General features: G+C 35.2%; 14 protein-coding genes. 1 reads left to right on the top strand and 13 read right to left on the bottom strand.

Features of this window, described 5'->3' with window-relative positions:
- From ACP7AV_RS16230 to ACP7AV_RS16215, 4 genes are all read right to left on the bottom strand, one after another.
- On the bottom strand, positions 1-1,617 hold the full coding sequence (locus tag ACP7AV_RS16230; protein ID WP_426092842.1) for a glycoside hydrolase family 32 protein: 1,617 nt from the start codon (positions 1,615-1,617) through the stop codon (positions 1-3).
- Positions 1,580-2,938, bottom strand: a complete 1,359-nt coding sequence (locus tag ACP7AV_RS16225; protein WP_426092841.1) for a sugar porter family MFS transporter — start codon at positions 2,936-2,938, stop codon at positions 1,580-1,582. Before ACP7AV_RS16225 ends, ACP7AV_RS16230 begins: the two co-directional genes overlap by 38 nt.
- A gap of 230 nt (positions 2,939-3,168) precedes the next feature.
- On the bottom strand, positions 3,169-5,880 hold the full coding sequence (locus tag ACP7AV_RS16220; protein WP_426092840.1) for a substrate-binding domain-containing protein: 2,712 nt from the start codon (positions 5,878-5,880) through the stop codon (positions 3,169-3,171).
- A gap of 664 nt (positions 5,881-6,544) precedes the next feature.
- Positions 6,545-7,300, bottom strand: a complete 756-nt coding sequence (locus ACP7AV_RS16215) for an NUDIX hydrolase (protein ID WP_426092839.1) — start codon at positions 7,298-7,300, stop codon at positions 6,545-6,547.
- Positions 7,301-7,693: 393 nt separating this feature from the next.
- Between ACP7AV_RS16215 and ACP7AV_RS16210 the strand changes: the two genes are divergently transcribed.
- Positions 7,694-7,942 (top strand): hypothetical protein, encoded by a 249-nt coding sequence (locus ACP7AV_RS16210; protein ID WP_426092838.1) that lies wholly within the window; start codon positions 7,694-7,696, stop codon positions 7,940-7,942.
- Between the two features lie 99 nt (positions 7,943-8,041).
- Here ACP7AV_RS16210 and ACP7AV_RS16205 read toward each other — a convergent pair whose 3' ends face one another.
- From ACP7AV_RS16205 to ACP7AV_RS16165, 9 genes are all read right to left on the bottom strand, one after another.
- The gene (locus ACP7AV_RS16205) at positions 8,042-10,285 is read right to left on the bottom strand and encodes a glycoside hydrolase family 3 N-terminal domain-containing protein (RefSeq protein ID WP_426092837.1); all 2,244 of its coding nucleotides are present in this window, start codon (positions 10,283-10,285) and stop codon (positions 8,042-8,044) included.
- Positions 10,286-10,353: 68 nt separating this feature from the next.
- A complete protein-coding gene (locus ACP7AV_RS16200) occupies positions 10,354-12,102 on the bottom strand; it encodes a cellulase family glycosylhydrolase (protein ID WP_426092836.1) in 1,749 nt (582 codons plus the stop codon).
- Between the two features lie 16 nt (positions 12,103-12,118).
- Positions 12,119-13,576, bottom strand: a complete 1,458-nt coding sequence (locus tag ACP7AV_RS16195) for a glycoside hydrolase family 30 protein (protein ID WP_426092835.1) — start codon at positions 13,574-13,576, stop codon at positions 12,119-12,121.
- Between the two features lie 27 nt (positions 13,577-13,603).
- On the bottom strand, positions 13,604-15,046 hold the full coding sequence (locus ACP7AV_RS16190; RefSeq protein WP_426092834.1) for a glycoside hydrolase family 30 protein: 1,443 nt from the start codon (positions 15,044-15,046) through the stop codon (positions 13,604-13,606).
- A 522-nt stretch (positions 15,047-15,568) separates the two neighbouring features.
- Positions 15,569-16,657, bottom strand: coding sequence for a family 16 glycosylhydrolase (locus tag ACP7AV_RS16185; RefSeq protein ID WP_426092833.1), 1,089 nt, complete (start codon positions 16,655-16,657; stop codon positions 15,569-15,571).
- A 79-nt stretch (positions 16,658-16,736) separates the two neighbouring features.
- Positions 16,737-17,693 carry a hypothetical protein gene (locus ACP7AV_RS16180; protein WP_426092831.1) on the bottom strand — a complete coding sequence of 319 codons (957 nt, stop codon included), beginning with the start codon at positions 17,691-17,693 and terminating at the stop codon, positions 16,737-16,739.
- Positions 17,694-17,700: 7 nt separating this feature from the next.
- On the bottom strand, positions 17,701-18,798 hold the full coding sequence (locus tag ACP7AV_RS16175) for a hypothetical protein (RefSeq protein WP_426092830.1): 1,098 nt from the start codon (positions 18,796-18,798) through the stop codon (positions 17,701-17,703).
- 14 nt (positions 18,799-18,812) lie between these two features.
- Positions 18,813-20,321, bottom strand: a complete 1,509-nt coding sequence (locus tag ACP7AV_RS16170) for a RagB/SusD family nutrient uptake outer membrane protein (protein WP_426092829.1) — start codon at positions 20,319-20,321, stop codon at positions 18,813-18,815.
- 14 nt (positions 20,322-20,335) lie between these two features.
- Positions 20,336-23,446, bottom strand: a complete 3,111-nt coding sequence (locus ACP7AV_RS16165; RefSeq protein ID WP_426092828.1) for a SusC/RagA family TonB-linked outer membrane protein — start codon at positions 23,444-23,446, stop codon at positions 20,336-20,338.
- Positions 23,447-23,448: the final 2 nt, after the last annotated feature.

The raw sequence follows: 23,448 nt of genomic DNA, 5'->3' as shown, positions 1-23,448 counted from the left end.
TTATTGGTTTTTATTAGTATCTAATTGGTTAATTACGAGATTAGAAATTTCTATTCCTTCGTTTGAAGAAGCCGAAATTGAGGTAAATGGCTGGTTTGAGAAAAAGATTTCGGTTATTACTTTTTCACCATTATTGTAAAATATTTCAATTGAAGTTTTGTCTAAAATGATTTTAAAAGCGCCTTCTAGTTGGTTTCCTTCTAAGGTTGCTTTGGTAAATGATCCAACAAACTTATCTGAAAAATCTGTTTTTCCTGATTTCGAACGATCCAGAAATAAATAGTGATCTGAATTGTTAAGTCCAAAAGTCAAAAATTCTCCCACGGCATTTGAAAGCGTAAAAGTGTAGGTATCTTGTTTTAAGTTTTTTAAATTGAACTCAATAATCGCCTGAGTTAAATCAATTTTTCCTGCTTTCAGCATCGAGAGTTTACCTTCTCCTTTTAGGCTTTTTCCTTTTATTGTTTTAGAAATATATTCATTAATTTCTTTCACCGGATTACTAATCAAACTAAAGTTATCTCCTTTTTTTATTAACTGAATTTCACGGGCAATTGTAGTACTGCTTCTCCATGCATTTGTTGGAACCTGCTGTGCATATTCCCAATTAGACATCCATCCGATAAACAATCTTCTTCCATCGGCATTCGGAATATTATTCCAGGTTACACCTGCATAATTATCTTTCCCATAATCAATCCAAACGGCTTTTTCCTGTGCTACTCTTTTGGCAAAATTGGAATCCAAAGTAAAAGTTGTTCCATCAAAATCACCAATAAAATATTGTGTACCAGAACCTCCGTTGGCTCCGCCTGGGTTTAAACTCTGAATTAAAACCCATTTCGTTTCATTGCTTCCTCGCACTTTTATCTGAAAGAAATCCGGACATTCCCAAACACCTCCGTGAGCTCCAATGTTTTTTCCAAAATCTGATGCATATTCCCAGTTTTTAAGATCTTTAGATTTGTAAAACTGAGACCTATCCTGTGCCGCCAACACCATTATCCATTGTTTATGCGCTTCATCCCAAGTCACTTTTGGATCACGAAAATCACGAATTCCAGGATTTTTCACAACAGGATTTCCCTGCTCAAATTTCTGCCATGTAAAACCGTTGTCATTAGAATATGCTATATCTTGCTGCTCTACATCAATTTTGTTTTCTTTTTCCTTTGTCATATCATGCAAAGTATAAATTGCCACAATAGGAGCCTTATTTCCAACACCAAACCCCGAAGTATTATGCGTGTCTACAACAGCACTTCCTGAAAAAATGTATTTGTCATTGTCAGGATAAATAGCAATTGGCTGTTCCTCCCATTTAATTAAATCTTTACTAATAGCATGGCCCCAGTGCATTGGCCCCCATTTATTTCCGTCTGGGTAATACTGATAGAACAAATGATAATATCCGTTAGCATAAAACATTCCGTTAGGATCATTCATCCACCCTTTTTTAGGAGTAAAATGAAAATTAGGACGATACAATTGTTCCTCTACAGAAGTTGCTACTGGAAGAACCGTATTTTGGGTTAAAGGAGAATTGGATTTGCAACCCCCAATAGAAAGTAGTACTGCACTACAGAGCACTAATGGTAGAAGTTTCTTTGTTTTCATTTTTTTTGGTATTTTTTTTTGTTAGTTTTTCACCTAGTATTTCTAGAGAAATTCCTTTGGTTTCCGGCATCATAAAAATTACAAACAGTAATTGCAACACCATCATCAATGTAAAAATTAAGAATACGACTGCCGGTCCAATTTCCGTAAACAACATTGGTATTAAAGATGGAATAATCGCTGCCAAAACCCAATGCACTGAACTTCCAAAAGCTTGTCCTGAAGCACGAATATGATTTGGGAAAATTTCCGAGATGAATACCCAGATCACCGCCCCCTGACCAATGGCGTGAGAAGCAATAAATAAGAAAAGGAAAATGGGTACTGATAATCCTCCCCAACTGTAGTAAAAAGAAGCAGAGACCAACCCTAAAGAAATAATATATCCAATAGAACCAATGTACATTAGCAACTTTCTTCCTAATTTGTCAATTAATGCTACTCCGATTAAAGTAAATATAAGATTCGTAATCCCAATGCCAATACTGCTCAATAAAGCTGTGTTTTGTCCTAAGCCTGCTTCTTCAAAAATTCTGGGGGCATAATATAAAAAGGCATTGATTCCAGAAAATTGATTAAAAAAAGCAATGAAAAAAGCTAACATTAATGGGAAGCGGTATTTTTTCATAAAAATATTTTCGTGCTTTTTCGTACGATTTTCAATACTGTCATCTACCAGACTTTTTATATCTGCACTAGGATCGATTTTGAAAAGTATCAAACGGGCTTCATCAATACGATTTTTAGACAGCAGCCACCGTGGACTTTCTGGAATAATAAGTATAAAAAATAAATAAATAAATGAAGGAATGGCCTGAACTCCAATCATCCAGCGCCAAGCATTTTCTCCGATATCTTTCAAGAAATAATTGGAAATAAAGGCACATAAAATTCCTAACACTATATTAAACTGATACAACGATACCAATCGACCGCGCTTGTCCGCAGGAGCAATTTCCGAAACATAAGCAGGAGCTGCAATGGTTGAAGCACCTACTCCTAAACCTCCTATAAATCTGAAAGCAGCAAAAACGTAAGGATCATTTGCAAAAGCAGCACCTATAGCAGAAACCAAAAATAATATCCCGATCCAAAATAATGTCTTCTTACGACCAATTTTATTAGTTGGAATTCCTCCAAAAATAGCTCCTATTACGGTTCCCCAAAGCGCCATTGCCATAACAACAGATCCATGAAAAGCATCAGATGAATGCCAAAGAAGCTGTAATTGTTTATCAGCTCCAGAAATAACTACGGTATCAAAACCGAACAGGAAACCTGCTAATGCAGCAGTAACAGACCAAATCAATATTTTATTCATTGTAAATGTTTTAAAAACTTGTTGCTAAGATATTCGCAAAAAAAACAACTTATTTTTAATGATGTTACAATTTAATTCTACTATTATTGGTAGTATGATATTAAAACAGCAAAACATTTGTTATCAAGGTTTTACGTAAATTAAAATTCATTTACGAAAACGGTGTAGTTTTGATTTTGTTACAAAAGGTTCAAAATTGTAACCTCTTTTGTATCAATTTTGAACTAATACTAATTTGAAGATTTGTATTCCTTTGGTGAAATTCCAAATTTATTCTTAAAAGCTGTAGAAAAATAGTTGGGAGAAGAGAAGCCAAGAGAATATGCAATTTCAGAAATATTCATCTCATTTGACTTTAAAAGCTGAGCGGCCTTTTCTAATTTTACATTGTTAATATGATCGCTGATATTGATTCCGATAATTGCTTTTACTTTTCGATACAACTGAACTCTAGAAACCCCAAGCTTTACTGCTAAATCTTCAACAGAGAACTTTGGATTTTCAACGTTTTTCTTAATGGTGTCATTCATCTTGGTAATAAATGATTGTTCCTGATTTCCAAATTTTGATTCAGGCTCCACACGATAAATGTTATTAGTATAATAATACCGAAGTTTTTCTCTATTGAAAAGCAAACTCGAAATAGCTTGCTTTAAAATCGAAAGGCTAAAAGGTTTAGTAAGATATTGATCTACTCCAATCTGCAATGCTTTTAAAACAGATTCCTTATCGCTTTGCGCAGTTAAAATAATAATTGGAATATGCGAAGAACGTAAATCCTTTTTCAATTCTTTGCTAATTTCATAACCATCTTTTTCAACCAAATTAATGTCGCAAATAATGACATCGGGAACAATTTCTATGGTTTTCTCAACGGCATCACTTCCGTCAGAGGCATAAACTACATATTCGTTCGATAATTTAGCTTTTAAAAATGTAACCAAATCTACATTGTCTTCTATAATTAAAAGAGTGTGTTTTTCTGATTCTGCAAGTAGGTTTACTTCATTAAAACTAGATTCAATATCTAAATTATCTGTTATTAGACTTGAAGGTATGTTTAGATTTTCTGCATTATTAATAATTTCAGAAGGCTGCAAATGGTTGTTTCCTTTTAGTAAAGTAATAACAAATTCAATTCCTTGTTTGGATTTTAATTCTATTATTCCTTTGTGCAAAAGCACAAATTCTTTGGACAGGTAAAGCCCTATTCCAGAACTATTTTTATTGTTATTTGAAGCTCTGAAAAAAGGATTAAAAACGTTAAATAATTCATTTTCAGGTATTCCAATTCCAGAATCCTTAAAACAAATTTTAACCGTATTATCTTGATTTTCAATTACCAAAATATTTATTTTTCCGTTATCAGGTGTAAATTTAAAAGAGTTAGAAAGCAAATTGAAATACACTTTATCCATTAAACCTCTATCAATAAACAACTCCAAATTTTTGTTTTTACAAGTAAGCTGAAAGTCAATATTTCTGCGTGCAGCTTCCCCTTTAAAGTTGGTCATCACTTCGTTTGTAAAATCGAAGATTTTAGTATTTGAAGCTCTTAATGTAAATTTTTGCTCTTCAATTTTTCTAAAATCAAGTAACTGATTTATTAATCGCAACAATCTATCAGAATTTTTATAAATCAGTTTTACTTCGTCGATAAGTGCAGTTCCCTTAATTTTTTCGTTTTCAATCAACGATTCCACATAACTCATAATTAAAGTTATAGGTGTTTTAAATTCATGCGATAGTCCCGTAAAAAAATTCAATTTAGCTTCATTGCTTCTCTCTGCAATCGTAGCCATTTCTTGAATTTCACTATTCTGATCAATTACCGTTTGATTAATCCTTTCAAGTTGTTTTTTCTTTCTTGAAATAGAAATAGTGGAATAAATACTATAAATGGTCAAACTTAAAATAATGACTAAGAAAAAACTCAGCAAACGAACCAGATTATTCTGCGAAGCATATTCACTTTCTTGTACCTTTATTGCTCCTTGCTGCGACTCAATAATTGCTTGTTGCTGATCAACTTTATTCATTTGATTTTCAATAATTTCAGCATTATTCTGGTCAATAACAATTGTATTCAGTATATTATTTTTAGAGATTGGCTCTTTTTTATATATTTTTAGCGCTAATTTTAATGCTTCATTTCCTCCTGTTGGATATAAAATGGTACCATGTAAAACACCACTTTTAACTAACTCGATGCCACCATTAAAGGTATTGAGTCCATCAACACCAATAAATTTAATTTTGTTCTCTAATCCTACTGTTTTAGCAGTTTCCCAAGCACTTAAGGCCATACGATCGTTATGAGCAAAAATATATTCAATGTCTGGGTTTTGTAAAAGAATTGCTTTTAATGGTGCTTTAACCGATTCTTTTTCCCAATCACCATCAATAGTGTTTTCGATTTTGCAACGCTTGTTTTCATTGATTATTTGATCAAACCCAAGGCTACGTTCATACGCTGGCGATGAACCATTAGCTCCCGTAATTTCAATAATTTTACCAGAACCTGTACTGTGAGAAATAATATATCTGGCAGCAATCCTACCAATATCAATATTATCGGCTCCAAGATAAGCGGTGTAGTTTTCACTATCAATTTTTCTGTCTACCACAAGAACTGGAATTCCTGCTTTTATTGATTTTTCGACAATTGCTGTTAAGGGTTTAGATTGAATTGGAGATATAATTATAACATCTACTTTATCGGCTATAAATCGTTCAATATCATTGATCTGCTTCGTTATATTATTATCGGCATCACTAATACTTAAATCTACTTCTGGTCGTAACGAAGCTTCAATTTTTATAGAGCTATTCATTTGTTTACGCCAATCATCTGTAGTCATGGCTTGAGAAAATCCAACTCTTATTTTGTATCCTTTCTTTTGTTCACAAGAAACTAAGCTTATTGATACTAAAAAAAGCATCAAAATAATTTTTATAAATTGAGACATGAAATTATAAGTTTATGTAAATAAAAAAGATTTCTGAAAATACCTTCTTAAACCAACAACTTGCCAAAATACCTAGGAAGAATTATTTTGCAATGACAAGCATGAATGAGATATATGAATAAAAAAGTAAAATTAAACTTTTATTTTACGTAGACAAATTAGCAACGACATATATCCAAATAAAATGATTAACCTTGGACATACTAAGTTAAAGTGAATATGGGGTTAAGAATAAACTTAATGTTATCGATTAGTTTGATTAAACAAATTATAACATACTCAAAAGCTTCAAATCTTCTAAAAAATGGTTCGAAAATTGTCCCGACAGGGTCAATATTAGAATAAAGTAAATTAGAGACCATGATTGGATTTGAACCAAATTAATTTGATTTACAACTTCCTCAATTTCTTCAAATCCTGCATAAAATGGTTCGTAAACAGTCCCGTATGGACCACAAAAAACTTCATTAGAAATAATGGAGTTTTTTTATGTCTAATATTGTCCCATCCTAAAATAGGACTAAGTTTAAAAGTTGCGGGTTGTACAAAAAGATTAGATAACCTCAACAAGAAAAAAATAGCGACATACAAAAAACTCCATTAGAAATAATGGAGTTTTTTTATATTTTTTTTTAAATTACCAACCCTGCGTCAATCCGTTTTTAACGACTTCTTCGTATTTTTCTTTATCAAAACTGTATAAATTTGGCGCTTTATGAGCTACATTACTTTTCTTCTCATCCAGCTTTGTTAAAATCCCGATTGCCGTTATCTTACGTAGAAAATTTCTACGGTCGAGTTTTCTACCTAAGATAGTTTCATATAATTTTTGTAATTCCGGAATCGTAAATTTTTCGGGTAATAAATTATATCCTACCGGCATTAAATTTAATTCCATACGAAGGGTTTTCAATGCTGTATCCAGAATTTGTCTGTGATCTAAAATCAATTCTGGCACCGCATTATGATCAATCCACTCTACAATTTCGTTGTTATCTAAAGGCTGCGGAATTGTTTGCAAAAAATCGACTAAGGCATAATAACCAACCGTTACAAAACGGCTAGCATACCATTTCCCTTCGTCTAAAGGTATTCCGTAAAATTCCAGTACTGAATTACTGGTAACAATATTGGTCCGTCTGGCTGCGCCAAATGTCGAAAACTGCCTCAGAAAAATTCCTTTCAATCCAGTTCTACAATTTAAAACAGTTACTGCAGCCTGATCAATATCTTCATTTATAGGCACAAACCCCCCGGGCAAAGCCCATTTATCACTATACTTTGTTTTTATTAACAACACTTTGAGCTGATTGTCATGAAATCCAAAAATCACACAATCTATCGACAAACCCGGTTGGTATAATTCCTTATTATCTAAAATATTTTTTAACATCTGCTTATTTTCTAGTCATTAAAATATAATTTTTAGTCTCACGATTTAATTCACTTTTCTTAAGAAAGTTAAGGAACATTTGATTTTAAAAACGCATCATTCATTATTTTTACCTTAAGATAAAAATATTGGACAAAGAAACAAATCCATTCGATTAAAAAACATATTTATAGTGAATTACAGCTAAAAAAATCATTTAATTAATTATTGGACTAGGACTGGAATCACATTCGTATACCCACGCATGAATTATTAAGTAATTTAGGATTGTTTTTCAACAACATTATCAGTTGCCGCTTCCTAGAATACTGTTACGGCATAAAAAATGGATAAACCTTTCGGAATTGAATTTAAAGTGAATAATTTTCAACTAGTTACGTATTCAGATTAGGCATGAAGTACGCCCTAATTGGAGGAAGAAACTGGCAATATTTTTCTGAAGTTCTAGTTTTGCGAGAAGAAATTGCTAATGGTTTTATTTATGGAGTTCAACGTTTTATAAGTGCCACAAAAAAACTAGAAATGGAATATGGGAAAAAAGCAACTTACTTTTTTCAAGCTATATTAGCCTATGGGCCAAGAAATAAATTCTTTTTTTATCAGGAGGGAAATTTGCAGACGCAGTTCTTGATGGTCTTTTGACGGCTATAAGCCAAAATTAAAATTATTATAAAATGTTGTTGTAAAAGTATTTAAAACTCAATCGACAGGACTTATAGGTAAATTGTCGATTGAGGTTTTTTATTTTTCTAATTCAAAAGTGTTTTTTAAACGAATATCTGTCGAAGATGAGCCAATCATTAAATCAAAATCTCCTGGTTCAGTAATCCACTGTAAAGCTGCATTGTAAAAAGATAATTTTTCCTTGTCTATGATAAATTCCAACACTTTAGTTTCACCCGGATTAAGTTGTATCTTTTGAAAATCTTTCAACTCAATAATTGGCCGAACTACAGATCCTACTTTGTCTCTTAGATATAGCTGTACCACCTCTTCTCCAGCCACATTTCCTGTATTTTTTACATGTAATGAAACCGTGATTTTTTCCGTAATTTTTATCTTATTTTTAGATAGTTTTAAATCTGAATATACAAAAGTAGTATAACTTAATCCATAGCCAAAAGGAAATTTAGGGCTGTTGTTTAAATCCGTATAGGCCGAAACATAATTAAAAGCGGTGTCATTTGGAGCGGGTCTTCCTGTATTAAAGTGATTGTAATAAATAGGAATTTGTCCTTCTGCTCTTGGAAAAGTCATTGGCAATTTTCCCGATGGATTGTAATCGCCAAACAAAACATCCGCGATAGCATTTCCTGCTTCACTACCCAACCACCAAGTATAAAGGATTGCGGGAACATTATCAGCCGTCCAATTAAAAACGAGCGGTCTTCCTGCGTTAATTAAAACCACAACCGGCTTCCCAGTCGCTTGTATTGCTTTTACCAATTCTTCCTGAACGCCTGGCAAATGAATATTACTACGACTTTTAGCTTCACCACTCATATCCGCTCTTTCACCAATACTCAAAATTACGATATCCGCTTGATTGGCAATGGCTATTGCTTCTGCAAAACCATCTTTGTTATCCCCATCGATCTCACACCCTTTGGCGTAAAGCAATTTACTGGAGCTGCCTACCTTATTTTGCAGTCCTTCCCATTGTGAAACAACTTGTGTATTATAATCCAACTCTGGTAATTCTACCGCCCAAAAACCCATATTTTGTTTGTGTTCTTTTACCAAAGGGCCAATAAAAGCAATTGTTTTCGTGTCTTTGGAAAGGGGTAAAATATTTTTCTCACTCCCTGGCGGGTTAGCGTTTTTTAATAATACGATGCTTTTTGCTGCAACGATCCTTGCTGCTTTTCTGTGCTCCGGATTATTCATTGCGGCTTGTTCTCTATCAAGATTGGAGTATTTATACGGATTGTCAAAAAGTCCTAATTCAAATTTCTTACGTAAAATTCTTTTTACAGCGTCATCAATCAAGGCAATTGGCACTTTATTTTCTTGAACCAATTCCGCCAAATGGTAGCGATAAGCATTGCTTTCCATATCCATATCACTTCCTGCTACAATAGCTTGTAATGCTGCTTCTTTGGTATCTTTTGAGTATCCATGATTGACCATTTCCCCGATCGAACCCCAATCAGAAACTACAAAACCTTGAAAGTTCCATTTGTCTTTTAGAATATCTCGTTGTAAATATTTATTTCCGGTTGCAGGAATTCCGTTAAGGTCATTAAATGAATTCATAAAAGTGGCCGCACCAGCATCCAAAGCAGATTTGAAAGGCGGCAAATACGTTTCCCAAAGCATTCTTTCGCTCATATCAACTGAGTTGTAATCTCTCCCGCCAATTGCAGCGCCGTAAGCCGCAAAATGTTTCACGCAAGCCATTACCGAATTGACATTGCCTAATTTTTCTTGAAAACCTTTCACTCTGGCATAAGCAATTTTCGAACCTAAATAGGTGTCTTCTCCCGCGCCCTCCATTACGCGTCCCCAACGCGGATCTCGAGCAATATCAACCATGGGTGCAAATGTCCAATGAATTCCACTTGCCGATGCTTCGACAGCGGCAATTCTTGCCGAAAGTTCCATCGCGACTAAATCCCAACTTGCTGCTTCCGCCAAAGGAATTGGAAAAGTAGTTTTGTACCCATGAATAACATCCTGACCAAACAACAAAGGAATTTTCAATCTCGACTGCATCGCTAATTCCTGATATTGGCGGGTATATTTAGTACCAATAACATTCAACATCGAGCCTATTAAACCTTTTTTGATTTCGGTTTCCTTATTTGGATTTATCGTTATGGGTCCTGTCGCTTGATTATTTCCCGTGTATTGATTGAGTTGCCCAATTTTCTCTTCAAGTGTCATTTGCTTCAGCAACGCATTAACTTTTTGGTCTATTGTTTTTTGTTGTGACAACGCAATAAAGCAGGTCAATAAAAGAGTTATAGTTCCTATTTTTTTCATTTCTAAATACTATTATTTTTATAATCAAATTCATTTATCTCATAATCCAAAGAATAGGAAATAACCTTTCATTTTTTTAACTCGACTGGAATTTTGAATTCTAAAAAGTTCAAATTGAAATTTCCTTTTTCAAAATGCACTTTGACTTTATTCATTCCTTGTTTTAAAACAACATTTTTTAATGTTACGGTTTTCCAATTATTTATTTCACCTGAAGATGGAATTGTTATTGTTTCAGAAATTCTACCATTTTCATCTTCCAAATAAAGTTTTCCACCAGCGACAGCACTTGCATACCGAATAGCAACATCAAAGGTAGTTTTGGCGTTCACCTCAACGGTGTATTGCAGCCATTCGCCATCTTCAATAAACGCAACATGAAATCCATTTGTCATTGCATCGTTACAAGATTGAATATCAACCCCATCATTTCGCATCATTCCGCCTTTGTTCCATTTGGTAAATTTAGTACCATCATAATTAGCTACATCTTTATCCAAATACGCGTAACCGTTTTGTCCTAAATCATATTCTGTTGCGAATATTCGACCCGGCAACGAATGATTTTTATAATTCTTTGTTTCAGTTGTTTGAACTTGTCTGAACATTGCATCAATCACATCATGCCTAATGGTCAGTTTTTTCATTTTGAAGTTTTCAGCAATTTGCAGTAAGGCGTTTTTAGCAAAATCCACTGTTGGCTTTTTTCCTCCGTTTTGCCAATATTCCAGCAATTGATCGTATTCCTGAGTTTTTGTTACTGACGTAACTCCAGCTAAGCTTTCAATTTTTTTCATTGGCCAAAAAGCCCAACCAATGTTATTAGACTCCATTAAAGAGATGGCTTCCTTGAACCAAACATTTGAGTTTTCACCACTTTCTCCCAACCAAATTGGCACATTGTATTGGGTTCTGTAGTCCAACATTTTTTGTATCGACGCGGTGTCATTTTGATTCCAATATTTGTGAAAACTCACCGCCATATTTTCATCCCAAAGCGGAAACATACCATTGTAATTATTTCCCCAGCAATTTCCTTCAATGAAAATTAAATGATTTGTATCAATAGCTCGAATCGCATTTGTAACTCTAACTTGTAACGCTTTTAAAGGCGCATTCGACATTTCATCACAACCATTTTGATTCGTTCCCGTAAAATTCCAATTGGGCTCGTTGATAATATCATAAGCTCCAATCCAAGGATTGTTTTTGTAACGCACCGCTAACTTTTCCCAAAGTGCCACCATTTTATCCTGATTTGCTGTACTTTCCCAAAGTGATGGTTTTTCGGGGTCATGATCTGAGATATTGGCATCTTTTCCCTGACCGCCGGGAGCTGCATGCAAATCTAAAATCAAATAAATTTTATTGGCAGCACACCATTTCAATAAATCATCGGTCATTTTAAAACCTTCCTCCAGCCAAGTATTTTGACCTGAAACCGCTTCTTGTTCAAGAGGCAACGTATATAAATTATAATGCATCGGCAAGCGAACGGAATTAAATCCCCAAGCCGCCAATGAATCGATGTCACTCTTCGTTATTCCATTTGCTTTGTAAGCATCATAAAATTCTTCGGTATTTTTGGCACCAATTAAATCCGTTATTTTTTGCTTAATCATATGTTGAGGACCAGCAAACGAACCGGTTTGAAGCATATATCCTTCCTGGACCATCCATCCACCCAATCCTAAACCTCGCAAGATCACTTTTTGGTCATTCCCATCGACAATTTCTTGTCCTTTTCTATGCAAAAAACCTTGTCCAAACGAGGCAAATGAAAAAGAAATAAAGGCTATTAAAACTATTTTTTTCATAAAGTTGGTTTTAAAATTAATACACTAATGTTTGAATCCCGTGAGCCGGAATTTCAACAACCGTTTTCTCGGTAGCGATAATTAAATTATATGTGACTTTTTTATCGCTTTGATTCATTACCACTGTAACCATTTTTCCGTCTTTATTCAGGAATGACGTACTTATCAAACTGCTTCGGCTTACTGCTGTACTGATTCTTTTAGCATCTGGTCGAATAAATTTTGAGAAATGCCCAATGTAATAATACGACGGCGTATAGATTAATTCTCCCGAATTTGTATCGGCATGAATAGGTGCAAAACAAAAATTTCCTACGTGATTGGGTCCGCCATTTTGGTCCAAAAGAATGTTCCAATCCGTCCAACCCACAGTTCCATTATTAAAATCGTTTATCATAGAAGTGCCGTATCGTTCTCCGTTTGCCCATAATTGGTATTTCTTAGCATCAAATCTTTCGACGCAACCTTCGGTAAATAGTAAATTTTTCGAGGGATAGGCTTCGTGTACTTTTCGAACATTATCAAACATTGGGGCTCCTCCTGCCCAAGTTTCATACCAATGAAATCCCATTCCCCATGCATATTTTGAAGCTTCCGGGTCAGAGAAAATAACATTGGCTCTCTGATTCATCAAATCACGGTTGTGATCCCAAACCACTATTTTTTTATCTCCTAAACCTTCTTTTTTCATTGTTGGCCCCAGAAAATTTTTCAAAAAATCTCTTTCAGCTTCCGCAGAGTACACGCAGGATTCCCAAGTTTGTGTTGCCATTGGTTCGTTTTGAACGGTCAATCCCCAAATTGGCATTCCTTCCTTCTCATAAGCTTTGATAAATTTTGTGTAATAATTTGCCCAAGATTGGTAATATTCCGGAAGTAAGGTTCCTCCTTTTAGCATGCTACCATTGCTTTTCATAAAAGCGGGGGGACTCCATGGCGAAACATAAAGCAATAATTTTCCGCCAGCCGTTTTTATGGCTTCTTTCAGCATTGGAATACGATATTGTCTGTCATGATCAATATTGAACGTTTTTAAATCCTTGTCTCCGTCCTTGATATAGGTATAACTTCCGCTCGAGAAATCAGAACTGTGAATGGTGGTTCTTAATAAGGAATACCCAATTCCTTTTTCTTTATCATAGTAAGCGTTTAAAAATTCTTGTTGTTTCTCTTTACTTAATTTTGCAAAAACCTCAGCGCTGGCATCGGTGATTGCTCCGCCAATTCCCATAAATTTTTGAAACATTTTTGTTGGCTCAACAAAAACAGAAATCTCTGTTTCCAAAGGTTGTTTTGAAGTACCAAAGCTCAATTTATCAGTTTCTGTTAATCGTAAATCTGTATTTTCAGCTGTCGTATAAACGGTAATCGTTTTGTCTTTGGTAGAAAAATATTTAAGTTTAGCTTGGTTCTTTTGCTGCGAAAAAGCTAAAAAAGACGTTGCCAAAAGTAGTACTGCGGTTATTTTTTTCATGATATTCATTGTTATGCGATTGCTATTTTACCAGATATACGTTGCAACTGATCCTGCTTCCAGTGAAGTTGTAATCCAATTTCCATTGTATTTAATATTAAAAATTTCAGAAGTGCTTCCATCATTCTCAACGATTAGAACTTTTTTGCCATCAGGCGTTTTAAATGCCACATTATTCAAATTTCCACTAAAGTTACTCAAAATTCGCACTGAACCAGCAGGAACAAATTTGGAAGCATGAGCAATTATATAATAGGCTACATTTCTTGTAAAACTATCACTGCTGTTGATCGTCAATGCACCTTTACAAGTAGTGCAACCACCGAGAGTATTTGGTCCAAAAGAAGCATTATTTGCTAAGTTCCATTCCAAGGCTGTTTTACTCCAATTTCGCATGGAACCAATAATTACATTTTTTACATGCCATTTTAAATCCCCTTCAAAACTGCCTGTCGAAGACGTGTATTGCTCCGTAAAATAGATGTTTTTATTAGGGAAAGCATCATGAACTGCAGATAAAGCACTTATATCTCCTTCATACAAATGAAATGCTGAGCCGTCAATATAACGATTCGCTCCCGGATCATTCAGTACCGCAATAGGATATTCCGGTTTGTTGCAATTATGGTCATATGCTACAATTTTAGTGGACAAATTTGCAGTCTTGAAAGCGGGACCTAAATGATTTTTTATAAAATCAGCCTGATGCAACGCAATCATCAACATACTAGGATTATTGCCTGGATGCAACGGTTCGTTTTGTGGCGTAACGGCATCAATGGTAATTCCTTCGGCTTTCATTGTTTGAATATATTTCACGAAATATCTTGCATAAACGGCGTAAAATTCCGGTTTTAAGCTTCCGCCTACAAATCCATTATTATCTTTCATCCACACTGGTGGCGACCATGGAGCTGCCATGATTTTAATATTAGGATTTATTGCTACGATTTCTTTTAGCATTGGAATTAAATCCGTTTTATCTGGTGCCAAACTAAATTTATCCAAATTTACATCCGTTTGTCCGCTTGGCAAATCATCATAGGTAAATGGCGCGGCATTTAAATCTGAGGCGCCAATACTAACTCTCAAATAGCTAATTGCAATTGAATTATCATTATTCCCAAACAATTCTTTCAACAATTCTTGTCTCTTTTGCGCGTTTAATTGATTAATAACCTGTGCGCTGCCTCCCGTTAAAGTATATCCAAAACCATCGATTGTTTGAAACGTTTTAGTATCGTCGACTTCAATATTTGCATAATTATTATAAGCTGTGCCAAATGCTAAAATTGAGGTTTGCTTTTGAAGTGCCACACTTTGATTTCCTTTGGTCAACCAAAAATCCATTTGATTTGTTACTGCCACTGGCGGAGTTGGAGTTGGAGTTGGCGCTGGATCAACAGGCTCTCCTGATGGAGAACATTTTGACATAAGCAACGTTAAGGTTAATACAGCTAAAAATTTCATACAATTTTTTATAGTGTTCATAATTTATTTAAAGTTTATTTCGACATAAACCAGTAAATGATCTGATAAATATTCCGAATCTTTTGCATCTCATAAAACCACATTTTTGTCGACATTCAAAATAATATTCTTCGAAAGAAAAAAAATCTATCGATTTATTTACGGATTCGCTGTGCTTAAAACTCGTGACTTTTCCACAGAACCCGAAAAGTTGTACTTGTGTAGCATCGCGGCATTCATCCATTTTTTTTTAACCTTTATTATGCTGTTTACTGTAGAATATTTGTTTATAACGCCATCAAAATAAAAGGGTGATTTTTTGGCGTTGAGTTTTTTAATTTTCGTCTGAATAATTCAAATTTCTTATGCAAACAAACCACCGAAACACTTATTTTTATACCTGATTTATTTATACAGTTTTGCTGAATTTATAGTTGATATTGCGTATAAAACTTCACTTGAGCTTCTGTCCAACTTACAAGCAGAAGCTCTTAATGAAGTCCTAACTAAACAAAAATATAATTAATTATAAACCCTAATGTAATCTACCTCAAAAGTGGAAGCCACAAAATTAGGATCTATTGCTCCGCCAAAATTTCCTCCCATTGCACAATTTATGATTAAGAAAAAATTTTGATTAAAAGGAAAACTAGCCGAATTTACAAATGTATAAAACAGTTGACTATCAACGTAAAACTTGATTGATGTTGCTGACCATTCTGTAGAATAAACGTGAAATTCAGTGGCAGCATTTGAAATTAGAACCTTTCCTGAATCGAGTGAATTTCCCGAACGTCCGGGAGAATGTAAGGTTCCATGAATCCTATTCAGATCGTTGCCAACGTGTTCCATCATGTCAATTTCTCCACAAGCCGGCCAACCCGCAGTACTTATATTACTTCCCAACATCCATAAAGCAGACCAAGTTCCCGCACCCAAAGCCAGTTTTGCTCTAATTTCTACTCTTCCGTATTTGAACGAAAATTTATCTTTTGTAAGGATTCGAGCCGAAGTATAATTGCTTCCACTGAAACTTTCTTTAAGCGTTTTAATTTTTAACAAACCATCTTGAACAATTATGTTTTCGGGTCGGTTAGTGTAATATTGGGATTCATTATTCCCCCAACCACCTGCGCCTAAATCATAACCCCATTTTGAACTATCGGGTGACCCATTGGTATTAAACTCATCTGACCACACCAAAACAGAACCTACGAAAACCGTTACTGAAACAGTCGAAGAAACAAATTGCACTGAATTATAGGCTGACACATATATAACATAAGTATTTGTACCGGCTGTTGTATAGTTATAAGTAAAACTTCCGTTTGTTAATTCTTTGGTTTCTCCGTTACCAAGTAAAATTTTATAGGAAGAGGCGTTAGTTGCACTTATGTTGAAATTAACTGTTCCGCTACCATCGCCGTTTGGATTTTGTGCTGATGCACCAGCTACTGTTGCTGACACCATGAGATTTGAAGGCGCAGTCACGGTTCCGTCTTCCGAATTGTTGCTTCCACTGCAGGAAAACAATAGGAAAAAATTAGTTAAAGCCAATAAAAACAAACAATTCTTATTTTTTGAAAATTGAAGTGCCATAGTATTTCCCATCCTTTAAAAAGTTTTTACGATTAATCCGTACAATAAAGCTCAAACTTTTTACAGATCTGAGCTTACATTTTATTATTTACTAAAGGGCCGGTTTTAATTTTAGATACCAAGCATTTCCAGTTTCGGTTCCTTGTACACGAAGAAACAAATAGGTTGGTGTTACAACCAAAATTTCATATTCCTTTTGAACTGCACCATATCCTATGAAAGTACTTACGCCAGACAATAAAATACTGGTTTGAGTAGAAGTAGAATTATCTTTATTAGTTGGTACTATTGGCGCTCCCGATGATGCTGGGATGAAACTAAAAACAGAAGTTCCACCACCATAACTATAACATCCTTCATCTCCTGAACCGGGAATACCCGGAAGTGTTGTCAATGAACCTGTTTTTGTGAACGCACCGTCCGGAGTAGAAACTTTCAGTGAGAACGTTCCTGAAACGGCAACTTTGGCAAAAGTAAAAGTAGCGGTGTAAAAACAATTTGCTGAAGCTACTTTTTCATTAACACCACCGGCCCACCATTCTGGTCTGATAGAAGCAACGTTCCAAGGACCAACACCAATATGTCCTGCTACACTTTTATCTACTACCCATGTTTTTGAAGCATTATTCGTTAAAGCAGTAACAATCTCTGGATTAGCAGTAAAATCACTTCTTACCGTTATATCTTTAGTAAGATTAGTCGAAGTTCCTCCTTTACCATAAGCAATAACTGTGATTCTATACGTATTTATCCCAACAGACGTATATTTTTTAGTAGTCTTACCCGTTGGTAAATAAACTAAATCCATTGGAGTACTGGCATCATAATCAATTTTATACGAAAGAGCATTGTCTCCAGTTACAGAAATTTTTACGTTTCCTGAACCATCACCATTTGGATGCGCTGCATCTACGCCGACAACCTCAGTATTGATTACAACATTTGCAGGTGCCGATAAATCGCCCAAAGTATATTCTTCTTCGTTGCAGCTACTAAATGTTAGTGCTATTATGAAAAGCCCTAAAATGTATTTGATATTTGTTTTCATATTTTTTTTAATTAGTTAATCTAATATTGTCTATATAAATTACTTCTCCTGATCCTTTCGCTGAATCATCGTATCTAAATACAAGTTGAGTAAATTTGGCATTAGCCGGAATTGCCGCAATAGCACTGAAATCAAAGACTAATTCTTCCCAAGAATTGGCTAAAGTATTCGCTACTTTTAAAACAGCAACACCATTTGCAGGCGTTCCACCTACGGCCCATTCTAATTCTACATTTAGACTTTTGCCAACTTCGGTTGCATACAGCAATAATTTGATTTTCTTTCCCGTTGCAAAATCTATTGGAGTATCCAATGGAGAATAAGTTCCGCTCCAAGTTTCTGCCCCTGAAGACTTAGTATATTTCCAAACCTTGGCGCTAGTGTTTAACCCTATTGGAAAAGGATTGGCTAGTACGGCTGTTGAAATCCCTCCAAAAGTTCCACCCACTCCATAATTTTGAGTCGCTAATTCATAGGTGATTGGTAACCCATACGCATTGTATATAATTGTTGATGTCGTTTTTTCTGTTTTGGCGGCACCACCGCTTAACGCAACAACTTTTACACCATAAGTTCCGGCAACTGCATAATCATGAGAAACTTCTCCGTCATTAGATAATGGCGTTCCAACTTCATTAATAACATCCCCAAAATAAACTAAGTATGATTTTGCATAATCTGCTTTGGCTTTTACTTTTAAATTGTGAATGCTTTTATTTAAAGTAACAGTTACGTTTTCAGGTGCTCTATAGACAACATCTAATGGAAATGTTTGCTCAGTTGTGGCTCCAGAAATTGATTTGGCACTAATTTTTACAGTATACTTCCCTTCCGGATAAATATGGGTTGCACTAGCTCCAGGTACTACCGTCACTGGCGATACCGTTCCTTGACCATAGTCTACTTTGAACGAAACAGCACCATCTGCGGTAGGTGTGATTATTACTTTTCCTGAATTATCAGTGCTGATATCAAATATTTTATTAAGATTAGCAGATGATTCTGTGCCTAAAAGAGCCGTATCATTGTTAATTCCCTCTACGGTACAACTTACAGCTACAACCAGCATTAGTATAAAGCTGAAAATTAATTTTATCTTTTTCATAATTTTGTCTTTTATTAATTGTAGCCTGGGTTTTGTTTCAATTTTGTTCCTTGCAGTTCTCTGAGTGGTATAGGGAAAATTTCATCTTTACCGGCAACAAAACCTCTGTTTGATAATTTAGAAGTTGCATCGCCCCATCGAACAAGATCAAAAAATCGGTGTCCTTCCCCTGCAAGTTCCATTCTTCTTTCATTTTTAATGGCCAAAAGTGTAACGGGAACAGAAGGCAAACCAACTCTTGATCTAACTGCATCTAGCAAAGCTTGTGCTCTTGCTCCTGAACCTAATGCTTCGGCTTCCATTAAATAAGTATCCGCTAATCTGATGACATAAGAATTTTGTTTATAATTCAATTCTGCAGCTCCACCACCCGTTCTTACATCTTCTTTGCGTGGAAGAAATTTGTTTAAAAAATATCCTGTATCTTGATATCCTCCAATATAATCCGCTTTACCAGCAGCTTTTAAAGCTTTCAAATCTAATATTGTAGCACCAAATCTAGGATCCAACTTAATGGCATCATATAAATCTTGTGTAACAACATTAAAACTCCATCCCGAAGGTAAATCCGGCGCTGTAGAACCTGAAGGTCTTGAATAACTTCTAGGACCGACCATAACATTCAACGAATTTCCCTCGTCTCGACCAGAACCCCAGAATCCCCAGTCAGAATTACCGGCACTGGTATGAGAAACCTCAATCAGTGACTCTTTGTTGAACTTATTAGAAACTATCCATAAATCATTAAAATTGGTCAACAATTTATTCCCATATTGATTGGTTCCGCCTGGTGTACCATTTAATAAGGCTAGAATAGCTGCTGCTTCCGTTTTTTTACCCTCTTGTAAATACACTTTTCCAAGCAAAGCTTGCGCAGCACCTTTTGTAAAACGTCCAGATTCTGTATCAGCGGGAACCGTTGAAGGTAAAGTGGCGATTGCATCAATTAAATCTTTTTCTATTTGAGCATAGACCGCATCGGGTGTTGCTTGCTCAACATCATACATATTAGTTGCTGTCAAAGGATCTAATAATAATGGAACATTCTTGAATATTCTAACCAAGTTGAAATAATACATCGCCCTCAAAGCTTTGGATTCTCCGGCAAATCGAGCTTTCACATCATCGGGCATAGCAACACCCGGTAATTTCAATAATAACGTGTTGGCCCTGAAAATTCCTTGGTAATGATCATTCCAAAAACTTTCAGGAACAGTTGTACTTGTTAGGGTATGTGTAGAAAAACCTTGAATACCTGCTCCATCCGTAGCGCCACCACCACCTGCAAAATGATCATCTGAACCAGCATTCATCATACCTACCATGTTTTCGAAACCACTTGTGTTTTTTCTAATTGGGTCATAAACGCCCACCAAAGCGGCGGTAGCTTGGCCTTGATTTGCATAATAATTATCCGAAAGAAATGACCCCTTTGGAGTTACCTCTACAAATTCTTCAGAACAGGAACCGAATGAAATTACAGCTGCTGCAATAAGTAAATATTTAAATTGTATCGTTTTCATAATTCTTGATTGTATTAAAATTGTAAATTAGCTCCAAGCATAAATGTTCTTGCTTGTGGATAAATCCCTTTGTCTATCCCGAATACACCGCCACCAATTTCCGGATCGTAACCCGTGTATTTTGTTATAGTCAATAAGTTCTCGGCAGTTATATAAAAGCGTACTTTACTGGCTCCAATTTTACTCACCACATTACTAGGCAATGAATATCCAAGTTGTACTAATTTCAACCTAAGATAATTACCGTCCTCTAAATAAAAATTCGACATTTTTCCAAAATTACCATTGGTATCATCATTAGTTAATCTAGGATAATCATTTGAAGTTCCTTCACCGGTCCACCTGCTTAAAGCTATCGTTTGATAGTTTGCATTTCCGACATCCAATCTACGCAAACCTTGGAAAATTTTATTTCCTGCTGCACCCTGAGCAAATGCCATCAAATCAAAGTTTTTATAATCCAAATTCAACGTCAGTCCAAAAGTGTATTTTGGAATATTACTCCCTAAAAATTGCTTGTCATTATCTCCTATTGAACCATTACCATCTGTATCAACCCAACGGAAATCGCCTGGACGTGCATTTGGCTGAATTAAACCATCTGATGAATTCTTATATGCATCAATTTCTGCTTGATTTTGAAAAATACCGGCTGTCCTAAATCCGTAAAATGAATTGTACGACTGCCCTACTTGCGTTCTTGTTACGGCTCCCATTGCTTGAAAAGAAGCATCACCCACTAAATAATTAGAATCTGAAGCCACATACGTAACTTTATTTTCTAAGTATGCTACATTCCCATTGGCAGAGAAATTAAAATCGCCAAAAGCCTTTTTATACCCTAATTCCACCTCGATTCCTTTATTGTCCATGTCAGCAACATTCCCAATTGGGTTAGAAGTAACACCAACATAACCAGGTATGTTTATAGGTCGTAAAATCCCTTTAGTCGATTTTTTGTATAAGTCTACTGTAAGGCTTATGTCATTAAAAAATTTCGATTCAAAACCTATATTGGTCTGCGAAGTTTCCTCCCATCTCAAATCTGGATTATCAAGTGTAAGGTTAGCATAACCCGTGGTAATCGCTCCAGAATTACCAAATGAATAATTATAACCGCCTTCAACAAGCGAAAGGTATCTAAAATCTGGTATGGCATCATTACCAACAACTCCATATCCACCCCTAATTTTAAAAGTATTAAGCACTTTATTTTCTTTCCAAAAATCTTCTTTGGTTAACACCCACCCTAAATTAAACGATGGGAATACACCAAATTTGTTGTTTCCACCAAAACGACTGGAACCGTCACGACGAATAATCCCTGTAAATAAATATTTTTCTTTATAATCATAATTGATACGTGAAAATAATGAATTTAATTTATGATGAATAGACTCGTACGAATAACTGCTTCTGTCAGATTGTGGTATATCAAAATTGAAAGAAGCATCTTTATAATTAGTTACTGGTAATCCAAACAATGTAGCACCTAAACCTCCACCAATATTTTCAACATAAGATCCTTGACCTAATAATACTGTTACATTATGATCCCCAAATTGATTGGTGTATGTCAATATGTTTTCAACATTCCATGCAAAATTTTTGTTTTCATATTTACTGTAGTTATTTTTAAGCACATTAGAAGTAGCACTTAAATAGAAAACAGGCGTAAATCCTTGTCCTCCCCACGAAGATAATTTGGCCCCAAAAGTTGATCTTACTTTAATATGACTTGTTACAGCGGCTTCGATATAAGCGTTACCCACAATATCATCTGAAGTTCCATAATTTCCTAATCTAGTTTTAGCATAAGCCAAAGGATTAGTCATTTCTTGACCCACCAGGCTTGAGATTCCATAAGGATTTCCATTTGCGTCACGAATTACAGGATTCGTAGCGTAGGGCGCAGCATTCGCTTTTACTGGATCCGTTTCTATCAAAGGAGTAGTTGGATCTAAGTTGATTGCTGAACTTAACGGTCCACCAAACTCACTGTTTGTATTTCCAATTCCCATTGTTTTTTGTCTCGAAAAACCTAATGTTTGACCAAAAGTAAATATTTTAGATATTTTATGTGTCGAGTTTAAACGGAAATTCTTTTTGCTGTAATTTGATATTTCTGTTGCAACAATTCCTTCTTGTTCTTGAAGTCCAAAAGAAGCATAAAAATTAGAAACATCAGATCCCCCACTGATGCTTAATTCATGAGAATAACGAAAGGCACTGGTGTTAAAAATTGCTTTTTGCCAATCTGTACCAACACCTAACGCGGATAAATTAGGAAAGATAGCAGGACCGCCAGCAGCGACTGATTTCTCATTTAACAACGCACCATATTGCGTGGCATTTAGTAAATTTAACGTTTTTTCTGGTGCAGAAAAACCTGAAAATCCATTGTAATTAACAGAAATTTTTCCTGATTTTCCTTTTTTGGTTGTCACCAAAATTACTCCTGTCGCAGCACGCGTACCGTAAATTGCAGCAGAAGCAGCATCTTTCAATACTTCAATTGATTCAATATCAGATTGATTTAGGAATCCAATTCCGCCACCATCAACAACAACGCCGTCAACAACCCAAAGAGGATTATTACCGCCATCGCCAAAAGTGGTTACACCTCTAACACGTATTGTAGATGCAGAACCTGGCTGACCTGAGCTGGCAGCAATAGTAACCCCAGAAACTCTTCCTTGTAATGCTTGCTCAATTCGTCCGTTTGGAACTTTCTCAAGATCTTTTGCTTTCACGCTAGATATTGCTCCTGTTACAACACTTTTCTTTTGAGTTCCATAACCAACAACTACTACTTCTTGTAAACTTTCTGTTGAAGGTTTTAGTGTTACATCAATTTTAGTCCTTCCGTTGATTAGCTCTTTTACTGTAGTATATCCTACATAGCTAAATTCTAAAGTACCTTTTGCATCGACAATAATTTGATAATTTCCATCAAAATCGGTTGCTACAGCTTTCGAAGTTCCTTTAATTAAAATAGAGACTCCTGGGATTGGAAGCCCGTTTTCATCGTATACTTTTCCGTTTACAGTAACATCTTGTGCTTGCGCGTAAACTGAGAATAGAATAGATAAAAGACAAAAAACAAACAGTTTTGTAATTTTCATAT

The organism is Flavobacterium sp. DSR3-2 (assembly GCF_049896525.1).
Classification (GTDB): Bacteria; Bacteroidota; Bacteroidia; order Flavobacteriales; family Flavobacteriaceae; genus Flavobacterium.
The sequence above is the reverse complement of the archived record's forward strand: the minus strand, read 5'-3'. Positions and strand labels throughout refer to the sequence as shown.